19 protein-coding genes are annotated in these 17329 nt (G+C 69.5%); 10 read left to right on the forward strand and 9 right to left on the reverse strand.

Annotated features, from left to right (window positions below; all coding sequences use genetic code 11):
- Nucleotides 1-30: 30 nt before the first annotated feature.
- Nucleotides 31-1290, reverse strand: a complete 1260-nt coding sequence (locus JNB50_RS06625; protein WP_307794626.1) for a D-alanyl-D-alanine carboxypeptidase — start codon at nt 1288-1290, stop codon at nt 31-33.
- A 73-nt stretch (nt 1291-1363) separates the two neighbouring features.
- Complete coding sequence (locus JNB50_RS06630; RefSeq protein ID WP_208039334.1) at nt 1364-2173, reverse strand: RNA methyltransferase; 810 nt, start codon at nt 2171-2173, stop codon at nt 1364-1366.
- A gap of 75 nt (nt 2174-2248) precedes the next feature.
- Between JNB50_RS06630 and JNB50_RS06635 the strand changes: the two genes are divergently transcribed.
- Nucleotides 2249-3118, forward strand: coding sequence for a Sir2 family NAD-dependent protein deacetylase (locus JNB50_RS06635; RefSeq protein ID WP_374222247.1), 870 nt, complete (start codon nt 2249-2251; stop codon nt 3116-3118).
- A gap of 32 nt (nt 3119-3150) precedes the next feature.
- Nucleotides 3151-3750 carry a histidine phosphatase family protein gene (locus tag JNB50_RS06640; protein WP_208039335.1) on the forward strand — a complete coding sequence of 200 codons (600 nt, stop codon included), beginning with the start codon at nt 3151-3153 and terminating at the stop codon, nt 3748-3750.
- A gap of 49 nt (nt 3751-3799) precedes the next feature.
- On the opposite strand, the gene JNB50_RS06645 is transcribed toward JNB50_RS06640, so the two are convergent.
- Nucleotides 3800-4894, reverse strand: a complete 1095-nt coding sequence (locus tag JNB50_RS06645) for a glycosyltransferase family 1 protein (protein WP_208039336.1) — start codon at nt 4892-4894, stop codon at nt 3800-3802.
- Nucleotides 4891-5838, reverse strand: a complete 948-nt coding sequence (locus JNB50_RS06650; protein WP_208039337.1) for an alpha/beta fold hydrolase — start codon at nt 5836-5838, stop codon at nt 4891-4893. Before JNB50_RS06650 ends, JNB50_RS06645 begins: the two co-directional genes overlap by 4 nt.
- A gap of 155 nt (nt 5839-5993) precedes the next feature.
- Between JNB50_RS06650 and treS the strand changes: the two genes are divergently transcribed.
- From treS to JNB50_RS06665, 3 genes are all read left to right on the forward strand, one after another.
- Nucleotides 5994-7703, forward strand: a complete 1710-nt coding sequence (gene treS / locus JNB50_RS06655; RefSeq protein WP_208039338.1) for a maltose alpha-D-glucosyltransferase — start codon at nt 5994-5996, stop codon at nt 7701-7703.
- Between the two features lie 37 nt (nt 7704-7740).
- The gene (locus JNB50_RS06660) at nt 7741-8427 is read left to right on the forward strand and encodes a 3'-5' exonuclease (RefSeq protein ID WP_208039339.1); all 687 of its coding nucleotides are present in this window, start codon (nt 7741-7743) and stop codon (nt 8425-8427) included.
- Nucleotides 8428-8494: 67 nt separating this feature from the next.
- Nucleotides 8495-8827: a DUF4190 domain-containing protein gene (locus tag JNB50_RS06665; RefSeq protein WP_208039340.1), complete on the forward strand. Its 333-nt coding sequence runs from the start codon at nt 8495-8497 to the stop codon at nt 8825-8827.
- A 132-nt stretch (nt 8828-8959) separates the two neighbouring features.
- Here the strand turns inward: JNB50_RS06665 and JNB50_RS06670 are convergent, their stop codons facing one another.
- From JNB50_RS06670 to glgA, 3 genes are all read right to left on the reverse strand, one after another.
- Entirely contained in the window at nt 8960-9211 is a 252-nt protein-coding gene (locus JNB50_RS06670) for a type B 50S ribosomal protein L31 (protein ID WP_055916022.1), read from the reverse strand.
- A gap of 136 nt (nt 9212-9347) precedes the next feature.
- Nucleotides 9348-10148, reverse strand: a complete 801-nt coding sequence (locus JNB50_RS06675) for an ABC transporter ATP-binding protein (RefSeq protein ID WP_208039341.1) — start codon at nt 10146-10148, stop codon at nt 9348-9350.
- Nucleotides 10149-10167: 19 nt separating this feature from the next.
- Entirely contained in the window at nt 10168-11355 is a 1188-nt protein-coding gene (glgA, locus tag JNB50_RS06680) for a glycogen synthase (protein WP_208039342.1), read from the reverse strand.
- A gap of 47 nt (nt 11356-11402) precedes the next feature.
- Between glgA and JNB50_RS06685 the strand changes: the two genes are divergently transcribed.
- Both JNB50_RS06685 and serB read left to right on the forward strand, forming a co-directional pair.
- Nucleotides 11403-12647: a glucose-1-phosphate adenylyltransferase gene (locus JNB50_RS06685; RefSeq protein ID WP_208039343.1), complete on the forward strand. Its 1245-nt coding sequence runs from the start codon at nt 11403-11405 to the stop codon at nt 12645-12647.
- On the forward strand, nt 12644-13327 hold the full coding sequence (serB, locus tag JNB50_RS06690) for a phosphoserine phosphatase SerB (protein WP_208039344.1): 684 nt from the start codon (nt 12644-12646) through the stop codon (nt 13325-13327). The genes JNB50_RS06685 and serB overlap by 4 nt, the downstream gene beginning before the upstream one ends.
- Nucleotides 13328-13425: 98 nt before the next feature.
- On the opposite strand, the gene fabG is transcribed toward serB, so the two are convergent.
- Nucleotides 13426-14136, reverse strand: a complete 711-nt coding sequence (fabG, locus tag JNB50_RS06695; RefSeq protein WP_208039345.1) for a 3-oxoacyl-ACP reductase FabG — start codon at nt 14134-14136, stop codon at nt 13426-13428.
- A 76-nt stretch (nt 14137-14212) separates the two neighbouring features.
- Here fabG and JNB50_RS06700 point away from each other — a divergent pair, with 76 nt between their 5' ends.
- From JNB50_RS06700 to JNB50_RS06710, 3 genes are read left to right on the forward strand one after another with little or no spacing between them, the layout of a single operon-like run.
- Nucleotides 14213-14518 (forward strand): DUF3099 domain-containing protein, encoded by a 306-nt coding sequence (locus tag JNB50_RS06700; protein ID WP_208039346.1) that lies wholly within the window; start codon nt 14213-14215, stop codon nt 14516-14518.
- Complete coding sequence (locus tag JNB50_RS06705; protein WP_374222252.1) at nt 14518-14748, forward strand: hypothetical protein; 231 nt, start codon at nt 14518-14520, stop codon at nt 14746-14748. Before JNB50_RS06700 ends, JNB50_RS06705 begins: the two co-directional genes overlap by 1 nt.
- Nucleotides 14745-15674 carry an SURF1 family protein gene (locus JNB50_RS06710; RefSeq protein ID WP_208039348.1) on the forward strand — a complete coding sequence of 310 codons (930 nt, stop codon included), beginning with the start codon at nt 14745-14747 and terminating at the stop codon, nt 15672-15674. The genes JNB50_RS06705 and JNB50_RS06710 overlap by 4 nt, the downstream gene beginning before the upstream one ends.
- Before the next feature lie 13 nt (nt 15675-15687).
- Here the strand turns inward: JNB50_RS06710 and JNB50_RS06715 are convergent, their stop codons facing one another.
- Nucleotides 15688-17286, reverse strand: coding sequence for an ABC-F family ATP-binding cassette domain-containing protein (locus JNB50_RS06715; RefSeq protein ID WP_307794628.1), 1599 nt, complete (start codon nt 17284-17286; stop codon nt 15688-15690).
- Nucleotides 17287-17329 lie beyond the last annotated feature (43 nt).

Consider the following 17329-nt stretch of genomic DNA (forward strand, 5'->3'; position numbering starts at 1 on the left):
ATCATCTGCGCGCGGCGCGCTCCGGGCGTGTCAGGTGCCGAGGCCACCCGGGTGCGCCAGACGCCACCCGAAGCCCGGATCCGGCACGTCCTTCGCCAGCGCGAGGTCGACCGTCTTGGTCGTCCCGTTGAACGTGAACGTGATGCGGCCGACCAGATCCCCCTTGAATCCCGACTGGATCGGGCGCGTCGTGAGGTCGACCTGGATCGGCGTGTCCGACCACACCACGAACGTCTGACCGCTGGTGGCGACCAGGTTCGACGACGCACCCCACGGCGTCGTGTACGACCCGAACGACTGGCCGCTCGTGGCCGCCTCCACCTGGTGGAATCCCGCCTGCATGCTGGTCAGCAGGCCGGTCACGCCGGCCCACAGCGTGTCGTGGTCGGGGGCGCCGAGGACCACGCCGAGCACGCGGACCTTGACCGCGCCTACCGGCACCTCGGCCGAGAAGAGCAGGCAGAATCCCGCTTCATCCGTGTTGCCGGTCTTGATGCCGTCGACACCGTCCACGCCGAGCAACGCGTTCGTGTTGTCCTGCGCACCGGCGCCCGGGAGGGTCGCGGACTTCTGCGAGACGATCGACGACAGCACCGGGGAGGCGAGGACGAGCTTCCCCAGCCCGATCAGGTCTTTGGTCGTGCTGACGTTGCCGGGGTCGAGCCCGTCCGGCGTGACGACCTTCGTGCCGGTGAACCCCTTGTTCTTCAACCACGAGTTCGCGGCGGAGACGTAGGCGGACGACGACCCGTACGCCCAGTTCGCGAGCGAGATGGCGTAGTTGTTGGCCGACGGCAGCAGCATCGCAGTGAGCGCCTGCTTCTCGGTCATCGAGGTCCCCGCTTTGACGGGGGCCCAGGATCCGCCGTCGGCGATGACCGTGTTCCAGATGTCGACGTCCTTCTGGGTGAAGGAGATCGTCGGCCCCTCGGACGATCCGTCGAGCGGCTTGGCGTCGAGCACGACCAGGGCGGTGATCGTCTTGGTCATGCTCGCGATCGGCATGCTCGCGTCGCTGCCGTGGTATTCGGTCGCGCCGGGATAGTCGGGCGCTGTGATCGCCGCCGACCCGTACCCGGGCCAGGCCAGCTGCGCGGCCGCCTGGGTGAGCGCCTTCTCGTGCTGGGTCACCGCGGCGGTGGCGGGCACGGGAGTGATGATCGAGCCCGCGAGGTACAGCAACGCGACGAGCAGCACGCCCCCGATGCCGAAGACCACGAACCGGCGACGGCGGTAGACCTGCTTGCGGTTCAGACGGCGCGGCGGATCGGCGATGACTTGCTGGGGCACGTTCGGAGTCTACGGAAGATGCTCAGGCATCTCCTGAGAACGCGCCAACGCGGGCGAAGTCAGCGCGCCACCCTCAACCCGGGAGCCGCAGCGCCCACAGCACGACGGCACTCGCGGAGGCGACGTTGAGGGAGTCGACCCCGTGCAGCATCGGGATCGTGACGACCGTGTCGGCCGCCGCCAACGCCCGCCTGCTGAGCCCGTCGCCCTCCGCACCGAAGACCAGTGCGACGCGTTCCGGCGCCGCGGCGGCGTAGGCGTCGAGCGAGACGGCATCGTCGGCGAGGGCGAGGGCCGCGATCTCGAAGCCCGCGTCGTGCAGCAGCGGCGCGGCCTCGTCCCACTCCGGCTGGCGCGTCCAGGGCACCTGGAGCACGGTGCCCATGCTCACCCGAACGCTCCTCCGGTACAGCGGATCGGCGCAGCGCGGACTGACGAGCACCGCGTCGGCACCGAGGCCGGCGACGCTGCGGAAGATCGCCCCGACGTTCGTGTGGTCGACGATGTCCTCGAGGACGACGACGCGCCGGGCGCCGCGCAGCAGTTCGCGCGGGTCCGGCAGCTCCGGCCGGTGCATCGCGGCGAGCGCGCCCCTGTGCAGGTGGTAACCGGTGAGCTGCTCGAGCAGCGCGGACTCCCCCACGAACACGGGCACGTCGGGGAACGGCTCCAGCAGCGGTGCCACGTCGTCGAGCCACTGCTCCTGCAGGAGGACGGAACGCGGTCGGTGCCCCGCCGCCAGCGCCCGCGTGATGACCTTGGTCGACTCCGCGATGTAGAGACCGCCCTCCGGCTCGCTGACCCGCCGCAGCGCGACGTCGGTCAGGCGGGAGTAGTCGGCGAGGCCGTCGGCGGTCAGGTCGGTCACACGCTGGATCTGCACCCGTCCAGATTGCCAGTCCTCGGAAACAAATCCGAAAAGCGGCCGGTTTAGACTCCAGTGAGGATCGACCGGGAGGTGACTGTGACCACGGAGGCACGCGGGGCCACGCTGACGACGGAGCTCTCGCCCGAGCTGTCCCGCGGCATCGACCAGGTCGAATCGCTGCTCGCCGGGCGCACCTTCGCGGTGCTCACGGGGGCCGGTGTCTCCACCGACTCCGGAATCCCGGACTACCGTGGCGAGGGCGCCCCCAAGCGCACCCCGATGACGTTCCAGCAGTTCCTCGCCGACGACCGGTACCGCAAGCGCTACTGGGCGGGCAGCCACCTCGGGTACCGCCGGTTCGCCGCGGCCCACCCCAACGCCGGACACCGGGCGCTCGCCGCCCTCGAGGCCGCCGGCGCCGCCAACGGCGTGATCACGCAGAACGTCGACGGACTGCACAAGCAGGCGGGAAGCCGCCGCGTCGTCGACCTGCACGGCTCGATGGACCGCGTCGTCTGTCTGGTGTGCGGGCAGATCTTCGCACGCGAGGCGATCACCGCCCGCATCGACAGCGCGAACCCGTGGCTCGACGCCGAGGGCGCGGTGGAGATCGCACCGGACGGCGACGCCATCGTCACCGACGTCGACGCGTTCGTCGTGCCCGACTGCACCGTGTGCGGCGGGCACCTGAAGCCCGACGTCGTGTTCTTCGGCGAGTTCATCCCCGCCGAGAAGTACCGGGAGGCCAGCGCACTCGTCCGCGGAGCCGACGCGCTCGTGATCGCGGGGTCGTCCCTGGTGGTCAACTCCGGCATCCGACTGCTCGAGGAGGCCAGGCGCAAGCGCCTCCCCATCGTGATCGTCAACCGGGGCGAGACCAAAGGCGACAGCCGGGCCACCGTTAAGCTGGACGGCGGGACCACCGAGACGCTGGTCGAGCTCGCACACCGACTCGCCTAGCGCGACGCGCGTCCTTCGACGAAAGGACGTGCGTGACCTTCATCTCGCTCGTGCGCCACGGCCAGACGGACTGGAACTTGGCCAAGCGCATCCAAGGCTCCAGCGACATCCCCCTCAACAGCACCGGCCGCGCTCAGGCCGACGCGACCGGCCGAGCGCTCGCGGGCGGCCGGTTCGACGCCGTGTACGCCAGCCCGCTGAGCAGAGCGGTCGACACGGCGCGGATCATCGCGGCCCATCTCGGCCTCGGCGAGCCGGAGCGCCTGCCCGCGATCGCCGAGCGGCACTACGGCGAGGCGGAGGGTCTCACCGGCGCGGAGATCCTGGAGCGCTGGCCGGAGGGCACCCCCGTGCCGGGCCGGGAGACCCGCGAGCAGGTCGTGGAGCGCGCGCTGCCCGCGCTGCTCGAACTCGGCGACGCGCACCCCGGCGAGAACCTCATCGTCGTCAGCCACGGCGGCGTCATCGGTTCGCTCGTGCGCCATGTGACGGACCACGCACTCCCCGGCCCCGGCGAGGTGATCCCGAACGGCTCGGTGCACCGGTTCCGCTACGGCGACGGCCGGCTGACGCTCGACAGGTTCAACCTCGGTCCGGAGGACCGCGACCTGTTCACGGCGTCTGTGCTCTGAGCCGGCGCAGCACTTTGACACAGCGGCGCACACTGGCGCAGCGGTGCGCTCAGTTGCGATCGCGCCGCTTCGCGCGGGCCGCTGTCGCGGTGAGCACGGTGAGCAGGCGCTCGGCGGAGGTCTCCCAGGTGAACCGAGCGGCCTCCTCGCGGGATCCGGCCGATCGCTCGGCCCACACCCCCGGCTCCTCCAGGTGCCGGATGCGAGCGACGAGCGCATCCGGGTCGTCCGCCGGGAAGTACAGCGCCGACCGGCCGCCGATCTCGCGGAAGATCGGGATGTCGCTCACCACGACCGGTGTGCCCAGGGTCATCGACTCGACGAGCGGGATGCCGAACCCCTCATCCCGGGAGGCCGTCACGAGCGCGGTCGCGCGTGCCAGCGTCTCGGCGTAGTCCTCGTCGGTCGCTCCGTCGTGGAACACCAGCTGCGCGTCCGGCGCGAGCGCCGACAACCGCTCGCGCTCCGCGGGGGTCACCCGGCTCATCAGGTGGAGGCGGTAATCCGGTAGCTGCGCGGCAGCGCGAACGAGGGTGTCCACGTTCTTGTACGGCATGAACGACCCCATGTAGACGAGACTCTTCGACTCCGGAGCGGTTCGGGACGCGCGCTCCTCCGGGATCTGCGGCATGTCGGCGGCGTTGGGCACGACCGAGACCGGTCGCCGGGTCAGCTTGTGCTCGGCGATCAGCGCCCTGGTGGTCTCCGACACCGTCACGACGGCGTCGGAACGGTTGAGCAGCAGACGCTGCGGCCACCACGCGAGGTGGTACAGCCTCCAGAGCACCCGCACGAAGCCCGGCAGATCGCGCGGCGGCGTGGGATGACGGTAGTAGATGAGGTCGTGGACCGTGAGCACCAGGCGGTAACGCCGGCCGAAGCCGCCCATCGTCTGCATGGGCGTGAACACAATGTCGGGCTTCAGCTTGTTGACCCGGCGGGCGACCCACGGTTCGCCCAGCGAGGTCGGCGAAGCGATCAACTCCCACGGGAGGTCCGGCAGCATCTCGAGCTGCCGGTGGTCGCTGATCAGCATGGTGACCGGATGACGTTCGGCCAGAGCGCCCACCAGGCCCGCGGTGAAGCGGCTGATCCCGTCGTGGCGCCCGATGCGCGTGTACCGGCAGTCGAAGAGGATCCTCACGCGGTGCCCTCCACGCGCGCCGGCGAGACCAGCCCCTGCTCGGCGAGGAAGGCCTCGATGGCCCGCGCGGCCTCCACCGGCTTCTCGTAGTGGATGAGGTGACCGACATCGGCGATCTCGACGAGCCGGGCGTCAGGAAAGATCCCGCGGAGCCGGCGTTCCGCCGCGATCGGCGTGATGTCGTCGTCCACAGCGGCCACAAGAAGGGCCGGCTCGGTGATCTGCGCCGCGAACTCGCTGACGTCGTGGGAAACCGAGGCGCGGAAGGCCTGCAGCACGACCCTCCGGTCGCTGAAGGCCGAGAAGTAGCTGTCGTGCTGGCCGTGGATCCACGAGCGCAGGCCGCGGTCGCGCGTCTTGGCCATCGCCTCGCTCATGACCCGCACGATCAGGCGGTTGCGCAGGAGGGCGAAGCCGAGGCGCTCCGGCAGCACGGCGGCCAGCCAGTAGTAGAAGATCGCGAGGCGGGTCAGCACGCCGCGGGGACCGGCGAGCGCCGGTTGGCCGATCGGGTTGACGAGCACGACCGAGCTCGGTCGCGCTCCCCCGCTCTCTGCCAGGGCCGCCGCGACGACGATCGATCCGAACGAGTGGCCGAGCAGGACGACGCGACCGTCGAGCCCGAGCGCCGCCACGAACGATCGCAGCCAGTTCGAGTAGCCGTCGATGTCGTGATCGCACTCGGTCATCGGGGTGGACTCGCCGAAGCCGGGGAGGTCCGGCGAGATCAGCCGCAGACCGCTCAGCTGGGCCACCACGGGCTCGAGGCCGTGGTGGTCGCCGCGGAAGCCGTGCACCAGCACGAGAGTCGTTTCCGCGTCCGCGTCGCCGTAGTCCCAATACCGCGTCATCCCGCCGAGCAGCGGGAGCTCTCCGCGGCGTACGGGGACGCGGCCCAGCGCCTCCCCGTACGGAGAGGCGGCGTACCGTGTCGTGGGAGTCATCGCCGTCCAGTCTAAGCGGCGCCTCGCTACGCACCACGAATGCGCCGGTCGGACTGGACAGTCCCCGGCGCCGAGGTCCTAGACTTCTCTGGATGTAATCGCTTGCATGCCCCACGTGCACGACCCCCGGGCCATCGGGCCCGAGAAGGAGAACCGTGAGCTTCACCGCTCCCATCACGCTGCCCGGGCTGACGCTCGACCCCCAGTGGTACCGCCGCGCGGTGTTCTACGAGGTCATGGTCCGCTCCTTCGTCGACAGCAACGGCGACGGCTCCGGCGACATCGCCGGGCTCACCTCCAAGCTCGACTACCTGCAGTGGCTCGGCATCGACGCGCTCTGGCTGCCGCCGTTCTTCCAGTCCCCGCTGCGCGACGGCGGCTACGACGTCTCGGACTTCAAGTCGATCCTGCCGGAGTTCGGGACCATCGACGAGTTCCGCGACCTGGTCACGAAGGCGCACGAGCGCAACATGCGCATCATCATCGACCTGCCGATGAACCACACCTCCGACCAGCACGAGTGGTTCCAGCAGTCGCGGAGCGATCCGGAGGGGCCGTACGGCGACTTCTACGTGTGGAACGACACCGACGACAAGTGGCCGGACATCCGCATCATCTTCGTCGACACCGAAGACTCCAACTGGGCGTTCGACGAGGCGCGCAGGCAGTACTTCTTCCACCGCTTCTTCTCGCACCAGCCCGACCTCAACTTCGAGAACCCGGCCGTGCACGACGCGATGTTCGACGTCGTGCGGTTCTGGCTCGACCTCGGCGTCGACGGGTTCCGGCTCGACGCGATCCCCTACCTCTACGAGTCGGACGAGGGCAACGGCGAGGGCGAGCCGCCCACCCACGAGTTCATCAAGAAGCTGCGGGTCATGGTCGACAGGGAGTACCCCGGCCGCATGATGATCGCCGAGGCCAACCAGTGGCCCCGCGAGGTCGCGGCGTTCTTCGGCACCGAGGACGAGCCGGAGTGCCACATGGCCTTCGACTTCCCGGTCATGCCGCGCATCTTCTACGCGCTGCGCAGCCAGCAGGCGAGCGAGCTGATCCGGGTGCTGTCCGAGACCACCGACGTCCCCGACGGCTCCGCGTGGGGCGTGTTCCTGCGCAACCACGACGAGCTCACGCTCGAAATGGTCAGCGAGGAGTACCGCCAGGCGATGTACGGGTGGTACGCCTACGACCCGCGGATGCGCGCGAACATCGGCATCCGGCGGCGACTGGCGCCTCTGCTCGACAACTCGCGCGCCGAGCTCGAGCTCGCCCACGCCCTGCTGTTCTCACTCGCGGGGAGCCCGTTCCTCTACTACGGCGACGAGATCGGGATGGGCGACAACATCTGGCTGCCCGACCGTGACAGCTCGCGCACGCCGATGCAGTGGACCCCCGACCGCAACGCCGGGTTCTCCACAGCGGACCCGGGCAAGCTGTTCCTCCCGATCGTGCAGTCGCTCGTCTACCACTACAACCAGGTCAATGTCGAAGCGCAGCTCGCGCAGTCGCGCTCGCTGCTGCACTGGATCCGCAACGTCATCCACGTCCGCAAGGCGCACCCGGTGTTCGGGCTCGGCGACATGCGGGTGCTCCCGACCGACCACGAGTCGGTGCTGGCGTTCGTGCGCAGCTACGAAGGCAGCGGGACGCACTTCGGCGACCAGCCGGAGGACGTGCTCTGCGTCTTCTCGTTCGCGCACAACCCGGTCTCGGTGACATTGGAGGCACCCGAGTTCGCCGGAGGCGTGCTCTACGACCTCTTCGGAGGTGCGGAGTTCCCGACCGTCGCCGAAGACGGCCGCTTCACCCTCACGCTCGGCACCCAAAGCTTCTACTGGCTGCACATCGAGCCGCGCCGGGCTTAATCCCGGCACTGACGGAGGTCGTTCCTACGCTGGCTGCATGAGCACCTGGCATCACGAACTCGGCGTCTTCGATCTCGAAACCACGGGCGTGGATGTCGAATCGGCGCGGATCGTGACCGCCCACGTCGGCCTTCTCGGGGCGAACGGGGAGGTGAAGCACGGCCGCTACTGGCTGCTCGACCCCGAGGTCGAGATCCCCGCCGAGGCAACCGCCGTGCACGGTATCACCACGGAGCTCGCCCGCGAAAAGGGGATGGACGCCGGAGCGGGTGTGGCGGCGATCGTCGACCAGTTGCGCCGGCTGTTCGACCGCGGCATCCCCGTCGTGGCCTACAACGCCCCGTACGACTTCACACTGCTCGACCGCGAGGCGCGCCGACACGGGATCGAGCCGCTCGACTCCCCCGGACCCATCATCGACCCGCTGGTCATCGACCGTGCCGTCGACCGGTACCGCCCGGGCAAGCGCACACTGACCGTCACCGCCACCCACTACGGCGTCGAGCTCATCGCCGCACACGACGCCGGCGCGGACGCGATCGCTGCCGGGCGCCTCGCCCAGGCGCTCGCCCGGCAGCACGGCGAAGTGCTCGCCATCGCGGCTGCGGAACTCCACACCAAGCAGATCGACTGGTGCCGGGAGCAGGCCGCGGACTTCCAGGAGTACATGCGCCGCGCCCGCGACCCGGAGTTCACCGCGTCCGGGCAGTGGCCGATCCGGTGAGGATTCTGGCTGGGGCGCAGAGGCTGGGGCCTTCCTGCGCGTCTCCTGGACCGCTACCCTCAGTGCCATGAGCGATCCGAATCTGAACCCGCAGCCGCTGCCTCCGCAGCAACCGCAGTCCCCGCAGCCGCAGTACGGCGCCTACCAGCAGCCGCAGCAGGCCGGCTACAACACGATGTCGATCGTCGCCTTCATCCTCGCGTTCTTCGTGAGCATCGTCGGCATCATCCTGGGCTTCGTCGCCCTCTCCCAGATCAAGCGCACCGGCGAGCAGGGCCGCGGCCTCGCGCTGGCCGCCGTGATCATCGGTTTCGTGGAGGTCGCCATCGGCATCCTGATCAGCATCATCGTGCTGATCGCGATCGGCATCGCCGCGTCGCACGGAAACACGACCTACTGAGCCCGAGGTTCGTCACGAATCACGACATTCGTGGCACGAATGTCGACATTCGTCACGAATCTCATCGCGTAACGGTGAAGGCCCCGCCCCGGCGTCCAGAGGACGCGGGGGCGGGGCCTTCAGCGTTGCGGCTTACTTGCCGAAGTTCTTGTAGCGCGTGTTGAACTTCTCGACGCGGCCGGCCGAGTCGAGGATGCGCTGCTTGCCCGTGTAGAACGGGTGCGACTCCGACGAGATCTCGACGTCGATGACGGGGTACGTGTTGCCGTCCTCCCACTCGATCGTCTTCTCGCTGGTCACGGTGGAGCGGGTCAGGAACGTCGCACCCGAGGCCAGGTCGCGGAAAACCACGGGGGCGTAGTCGGGGTGGATGCCAGTCTTCATGAGGACTTCCTTGTTGCGTAGTGTTCGGTCGGTCGTGTCTGCGCGCGAAAGCGCGTCGACGGGAAGCTTTTCGGTTCTCACCTGCCGCAGAGCGGACACGATGAAGGAGAACCAGCTATCGAGTTTAGCAGATGTGTCAGTCGGCTGACGCCTGACGCGCCCGGGCGGTGTAGCGACCACCGGTCTCGGTCAGCTCCACGTCGATTCCGAACGTCTCGCTCAGCGACTCGCTGGTCAGCACCTCGTCGATCGCGCCCTGCGCCGTGATGCGGCCGTCTTTCAGCAGGAGGGCGCGGTTGAAGCCGAGCGGGATCTCCTCGACGTGGTGGGTGACCATGACGATCGCCGGGGACTTCGCGTCGCTCGCGTAGCCGCCGAGCAGCTGCACGAGCTCCTCACGACCGCCGAGGTCGAGGCTGGCGGCCGGCTCGTCGAGCAGCAGGATCTCGGGGTCGGTCATGACCGAGCGGGCGATTTGGACGCGCTTCTGCTCGCCGTCGCTCAGGCTGCCGAAGGTGCGCTCCGCGAGGTGCTCGAGGTGCCACTCGGCGAGGACGCGACGGGCACGACGCTCGTCGATGTCCTCGTAGAGCTCGTTCCAGCGACCGGTCACGGCGTACGCGGCGGTCATCACCACGTCGAGCACGCGCTCGGTGCGCGGGATGCGGCGGGCGAGCGCCGTGGAGGCGAACCCGAGCAGCGGGCGCAGCTCGGCCAGGTCGCTGTGGCCGACGGTCTCGCCGAGCACCACGGCCTCGCCCGACGACGGGTGCAGCGCGGCGGCCGCGATCTGCAACATCGTCGTCTTGCCCGCGCCGTTCGGGCCGAGGATCACCCAGCGCTCGTCCGGCTCCACCGTCCAGTCGACGTCTTGGAGGACGGGGTTGCCGTCCCGGACAACGGACACGTCGTGGAGTCGGAGAACACTGCCTGCCATGCCGTCTAGCCTAGCGGCGTCAGGAGGAGGTCAACGACCGGTAGACGGCCCGGGTCTGCTCGGCGATCGCCGTCCAGCTGAACGCGGTCTCCGCCCGGTCGCGCCCGGCCGCGCCCATGCGCGCCGCCCGCTCCGGGTCGCTCACGACCTCCGTCAGAGCCGCTGCGAGGTCGCGCACGAACGCCTCGGGATCCGTGGGAGTGCCCGTGCCGTCCTGCAGCTGCTCGATCGGGACCAGCCGCCCGGTCACGCCGTCGACGATGACCTCGGGGATGCCTCCCGTCGCCGTGCCGACGACGGGCAGACCGCACGCCATCGCCTCCAGGTTGACGATACCGAGCGGCTCGTAGATCGAAGGGCACACGAAGACGGTGGAGGCCGTCAGGGCGGCCCGCAGCTCGTCGTTCGGGAGCAGCCGGTCGATCCACACCACGCCGTCGCGCTCGGCCTTCAGCCCGTCGACCAGGCCGGTCACCTCGGCGAGGATCTCCGCCGTGTCCGGCGCGCCGGCGCACAGGATGACCTGCACCTCCGGCGGCAGCAGCCGTGCCGCCCGCAGCAGGTACGGCAGTCCCTTCTGGCGGGTGATCCTGCCGACGAAGATGACGGAGGGCCGGTCTGGGTCGATCCCGAGCGAACGCGCGATGTCGTCGTCGTGCAGCGGCGTCCAGCGTTCGAGGTCGATGCCGTTGTAGACCACGGTGACCTTCTGCGGGTCGAGCGACGGGTAGGAGGCGAGGATGTCGCGCCGCATCCCGTCCGAGACGGCGATCACGGTGTCCGCCGCCTCGAAGGCGGTCTTCTCGATCCAGCTCGAGACGCGGTACCCGCCGCCGAGTTGCTCGGCCTTCCACGGCCGCAGCGGCTCCAGGCTGTGCGCGGTGACGACGTGCGGCACGCCGTGCAGGAGCTTCGCCAGGTGGCCTCCCGCGTTCGCATACCAGGTGTGCGAGTGCACGACGTCGGCGCCGCCGCAGTCCTGCGCCATCTGGAGGTCGACACCGAGGGTGGTGATCGAGCCGTTCGCGGCGGCGAGCTCGGCGGGCACCCGGTAGGCGAACGTGTCGGCCTCGTCGCGCGGCTCGCCGAAGCAGCGTACGCGCACTTCAGTATCCGTTCTGAGGGCCCGGACCAGCTCGGTCACGTGGACACCGGCACCGCCGTAGATGTCCGGTGGGTACTCCTTGGTCAGAAGATCGACGCGCATGTCGAGAACGCTAGTACAGCCCTCCGGTTGCCTCTACTGTGGTGCCTATGGCAGCAGGCAAGAAGATCTTCGGCATCGTCCTCGCGGGTGGGGAGGGCAAACGGCTGATGCCGTTGACCGCCGACCGCGCCAAGCCGGCGGTGCCGTTCGGCGGGCAGTACCGCCTCATCGACTTCGCCCTGTCGAACCTGATCAACTCGCAGCTGCGCCAGATCGTCGTCCTCACCCAGTACAAGTCGCACAGCCTCGACCGCCACGTCTCGCAGACCTGGCGACTCGACGGGATGCTCAACTCGTACATCGCCTCGGTGCCGGCCCAGCAACGGCTCGGCAAGCGGTGGTTCAGCGGCTCGGCCGACGCCATCCTCCAGAGCCTCAACCTGCTGCGCGACGAGCGGCCCGACATCGTCGTCGTGGTCGGCGCCGACCACGTGTACCGGATGGACTTCGGCCAGATGCTGCAGGCGCACATCGACTCGGGCGCAGCGGCGACCGTCGCCGCCATCCGCCAGCCGATCTCGCTGGCCGACCAGTTCGGCGTGATCGAAGTGGACGGCCAGGACACATCGCGCATCGCGGCGTTCCGCGAGAAGCCGACCGACCCGGTCGGACTGCCCGACTCCCCCGGCGAAGTGCTGGCCTCGATGGGCAACTACGTCTTCGACGCCGACGCCCTCATCGACGCGGTGGTGCGCGACGGCGACCGGCCGGACTCCAACCACGACATGGGCGGCGACATCATCCCCGACTTCGTGTCGCGCGGGGAGGCCGGGGTCTACGACTTCAACCACAACGACGTGCCGGGGTCGACCGACCGCGACCGCTACTACTGGCGCGACGTGGGGACGATCGACTCGTTCTTCGAGGCGCACACGGACCTGATCTCCGCCCTCCCCGTCTTCAACCTCTACAACCGGGAGTGGCCGATCTTCAGCCAGGTGCTCAACTCGCCCCCGGCGAAGATCGTGCGGGACGGCCGCGGGGCGCTCGGCACGACGATCGACTCGATCGTGTCGCTCGGCTCCGTGATCTCGGGCGCCCACCTGGAGCGCAGCGTGCTCGGACCGTGGGCGACGGTGGACTCCGGCGCCAAGGTGGTGGACTCCGTCGTCTTCGAGCGCGCCGTCATCGAACCGAACGCGTTCGTCGGCCGGGCGATCCTCGACAAGGACGTGGTCGTCGCGGAGGGCGCCCGCATCGGCGTGGATCCCGACCGCGACCGTGCCCGCGGGTTCACGGTCACCGAGTCCGGCATCACCGTCGTCGGCAAGGGTGTGCACGTCGTCCCATGAGCACCGGCTATCCTCACGACGGCTCCCGTCCCTCCGAACGGGCCGCCCGGTTCCTCGTCGTGCTCGACGCGGACTCCACCCTCATCCATGACGAGGTCATCGAGCTGCTGGCCGAGGAGGCCGGCTCGCGCACTGAAGTCGCCGACATCACCGAGCGCGCCATGCGCGGCGAGCTCGACTTCGAAGAGAGCCTCCGCGAGCGCGTGCGCACCCTCGCCGGCCTGCCGGTCGAGGTCTTCGAGCGCGTGGGCGAACGCATCCGCGTGACCGACGGCGTGCCGGAGCTGATCGCGGGCGTCCAGGCCGTCGGCGGCGAGGTGGGCGTGGTCTCCGGAGGCTTCCACGAGCTCCTCGACCCGCTCGGCGAGCGGCTCGGCCTCGACCACTGGCGCGCCAACCGGCTGGCCGTGAGCGACGGCGTGCTGACCGGCGAGGTCGACGGCCCTGTCGTCGACGCCGCCGCGAAGGCGCAGGCCCTGCTGTTCTGGGCCGCCGAGTGCGGAGTGCATCTGCGGCAGACGATCGCGATCGGCGACGGCGCCAACGATCTCCGGATGATGGCGGAAGCCGGGCTTGCGGTGGCGTTCAACGCCAAGCCGCGCGTCCGTGCGGAGGCCGACCTGGTGATCGACCGGCAGGATCTCGCCCAGGTCCTCCCGCTGCTCGGACTCCGCGGCTGACCGCCCTGAACGCGCTCACCGCGCTGGTCGCCGCCGCGAAGGGCACGTTGTTGTCCCTTTCGGAGTCCGAAAGGGACAACAACGTGCCCCTCGACGGGTCAGTGCCCCATGCCGAGGCCGCCGTCAACCGGGATGACCGCGCCGGAGACGTAGCCGGCGTCGTCCCCGGCCACCCACGTGACGACGCGCGCGACCTCGTTCGGCGACGCGAAGCGGCCGGCAGGGATGTTCTTCTTGTACTCGGCCTGCTGCGCCTCCGGCAGCGCTGCCGTCATGTCGGTCTCGATGAAGCCGGGAGCGACCACGTTGGCTGTGATGCCGCGGGCGCCCAGCTCGCGGGTGATCGAGCGCGCCATGCCGACGAGGCCGGACTTGCTGGCCGCGTAGTTCACCTGTCCAGCGGAGCCGTACAGGCCGACCACGCTCGAGATGAGCACGATGCGGCCCCAGCGCGCTTTCAGCATGCCCTTGGAGGCGCGCTTCACCACGCGGAACGCACCGCCGAGGTTCGTCTCGACGACCGTGTCGAACTCCTCGTCGCTCATGCGCATCAGCAGGGTGTCCTTGGTGATGCCGGCGTTCGCCACGACCACCTCGACCGGGCCGTACTCGGCCTCCACCTGGCTGAACGCCGCGTCGACCGACGCCGCGTCGGTGACATCGGCGCGCACCGTCAGCGCACCCGCGGGGCCCTCGCCGGAACGGGCCGTGACGGCCACGCGGTGACCCTGCGCCAGGAACTCCTCGGCGATGGCGTAGCCGATTCCGCGGTTGCCTCCGGTGACGAGAACGGTGCGTGGCGTGGTCATGGAGGCGGTCCTTTCGACGAATCGACCCCGTGCGGGCCGGGTACCAGTTTATGGACGTACGCTTGAGGCAACGCACATGAAGCAGTCACGCCCGTCCATCACGAATCTCCCGCTCTCCCCGGACGAAGAGCGCAAGCGCCGGATGATCAAATACGCCGTCGCCATGGGGGTCCGCATCGTCTGCATCATCGTCGCGCTCTTCATCGGCTGGCCGTGGGCCGCGATCCCGCTGGTCGGTGCGATCTTCCTGCCGTACTTCGCGGTGGTCATCGCCAACGTGGGCGCCGACCCGCGTCAAGGAGAAGCACAGCGTCCGGGCAATATCCTTCCCATGACGCCTCCTCCGCCTGGAGCGCACGGCGACCGACAGGAGGACGAGTGATCGGACTGGGCGAACCGGCCCCGCTCACCTGCTCGCGCGCCGGCTGCCGCGACACCGCGTCGTGGCGCATCGAGTGGCGCAACCCGCGCATCCACTCGGCCGATCGTGTGAAGGTGTGGTTGGCGTGCGCCGAGCACGTGGACTACCTGCGCGAGTTCCTGGCCGCGCGTGAGTTCCCGGTATCCGTCGTCGCGCTGGCGGATGACGGCGGCGAGCGGACCAGCGCGTGACGGCCACCGAGCGCCCGCAGCGGCATGAGGCCGACGCGCCCGGGCAGCCGGACGCCGACGAGAACGCCCCACGGCCGGCCGGCGGGTGGAGCTTCGCCTTCTCGCGCCGCTGGCTGGGCTACCTCGCGTTCGCGATCGTGTTCGCGATCGCCTGCGGTTTCCTCTCCAACTGGCAGCTCGCCCGCAGCAAGGAGGCCGCTGCCGCGAACGCTCTGATCTCCCAGAACTTCAACTCGCGCCCCGTCCCCCTCGCCGACGAGCTCCCGTCGCTCACAGCGTACTCACCGAGCCAGGAGTGGACACGCGTCACGGTGACCGGCACCTATGAGAAGGACAAGGAGCTGCTCGCGCGCAATCGACCGTTCAACGGCAGCCCCGGGTTCGAAGTTCTCACTCCGCTGCGCACCTCCGACGGCTCGCTCTTCATCGTGGACCGCGGCTGGGTGCCGACCGGCAACAACACGGACGCGCCCGACCACGTGCCGCCCGCGCCCTCCGGGACCGTCACGGTCATCGCGCGGCTCAAGGCCAGCGAGCCCGCCATCCAGGGCCGCACCGGCGTCGGCATGCAGGTGGGCACCATCCAGCTCTCCGTCGTCAAAGAGAAGCTCGGCGGCGCCGACGTCTACACGGGCGCCTACGGTCTGCTCGACTCGCAGAAGCCGAACCCGGCCAGCGCTCCGGCGCCGACGGTCACCGGCCCGCCGACGCAGGACGAGGGGTTGCACTGGTCGTACATGATCCAGTGGATCATCTTCGCCCTCATCGGCTTCTTCGGCCTCGGCTACGCGCTGGTCACCGAGTACCGCAAGCGCAACGAGCACGATCCGGCCGAGAAGGAGCGCGCAGCCGAGCGGGCCCGCCGCCGGGCCGCCAGGCGCACCGACGCCGACGTGGAGGACGAACTCCTCGACGCTGGCCGCTGAGCCCGCGAGAAGCTCAGGCGAGCGAGATCAGCTCGAGGTAGTCCTTGTTCCAGTGGTCCTCGACGCCGTCCGGGAGGATGAGGACGCGCTCGGGGTTCAGCGCCTCCACCGCGCCCTCGTCGTGGCTCACCAGCACGACGGCGCCCTCGTAGTGCGCCAGCGCGTCCAGGATCTCGTCACGGCTGGCCGGGTCGAGGTTGTTCGTCGGCTCGTCGAGCAGGAGCACATTGGCCCCGGACACGACGATCATCGCCAGCGCCAGGCGCGTCTTCTCACCGCCCGAGAGCACGCCGGCCGGCTTATGCGCGTCGTCGCCCGTGAAGAGGAACGAGCCCAGCACCTTGCGGGCCTCGGTCTCGGTGAGGTTCGGCGACGACGACACCATGTTCTGCAGCACGGAACGCTCGACGTCGATCGTCTCGTGCTCCTGCGCGTAGTAGCCGATCCGGAGGCCGTGGCCCGGCTCGACCCCACCGGTGTCGGGCTGGTCGACGCCGGCGAGCATCCGCAGCAGCGTCGTCTTGCCGGCCCCGTTCAGGCCGAGGACGACGACCTTCGAGCCGCGGTCGATCGCGAGGTCGACCGCCGTGAAGATCTCCAGCGAACCGTAGCTCTTCGACAGGTCCGAGGCCTGCAGCGGGGTCTTGCCGCACGGGGCAGGGGTCGGAAAGCGCAGCTTGGCCACGCGGTCGACCTGACGCACCTCGTCGAGACCGGCGAGCAGCTTCTCGGCGCGCGCCACCATCTGGTGCGCGGCCGCGGCCTTGGTCGCCTTAGCGCCGAACTTCGCGGCCTGCAGCTGGAGGGCCGACGCCTTCTTCTCGGCGTTCGCCCGCTCCTTCTTGCGTCGCTCCTCGTCCGCCGCCCGCTGGCGCTGGTAGTTCTTCCAGCCCATGTTGTAGATGTCGATCACCTGACGGTTGGCGTCGAGGTAGAAGACGCGGTTGACCGTCTCGCCGACAAGCTCCACGTCGTGCGAGATCACGATGAAACCGCCCGAGTAGCCCTTGAGGAAGTCGCGCAGCCAGACGATCGAGTCGGCGTCGAGGTGGTTGGTCGGCTCGTCCAGGATCATCGTCCGCGCGTCGGAGAAGAGGATGCGCGCGAGCTCGATGCGACGGCGCTGACCGCCCGAGAGGGTCTTCAGCGGCTGTTCGAGGATGCGGTCGGGCAGGTTCAGGTTTGAGGCGATGGAGGCGGCCTCCGCCTCGGCGGCGTACCCGCCGAGCAGATGGAAGCGCTCCTCCAGCCGGCCGTACGTCTTCATCGCGGCGGCCGACACAGCGGCGTCGTCGCTGGCCATGTCGTGCGTGGCCTTCTGCATGCCGAGCACGATCGTGCCGAGACCGCGGGCGTCGAGGATGCGCGTGCGCGCCAGGTCGTCGAGGTTGCCGGAGCGCGGGTCCTGCGGGAGGTAGCCGAGCTCGCCGGACCGGTCGACCTTCCCCGCCGTCGGCAGGAGGTCGCCAGCGAGCACCTTCGTGAGCGTCGTCTTGCCCGCGCCGTTGCGGCCGACGAGCCCGATCTTGTCGCCGTCGGCGACGCGGAAGCTGACGTCCTCCATCAGCAGGCGCGCTCCCACGCGGAGTTCGAGCCCTTGCACGGCAAGCACAGCAGTAGTCCTTTACGTTCAGAAACCAGCGATCCGTTCCTCA

Origin of the sequence: Leifsonia sp. TF02-11, from assembly GCF_017565305.1 — a bacterium.
In the GTDB taxonomy this organism is placed as follows: domain Bacteria; phylum Actinomycetota; class Actinomycetes; order Actinomycetales; family Microbacteriaceae; genus Leifsonia.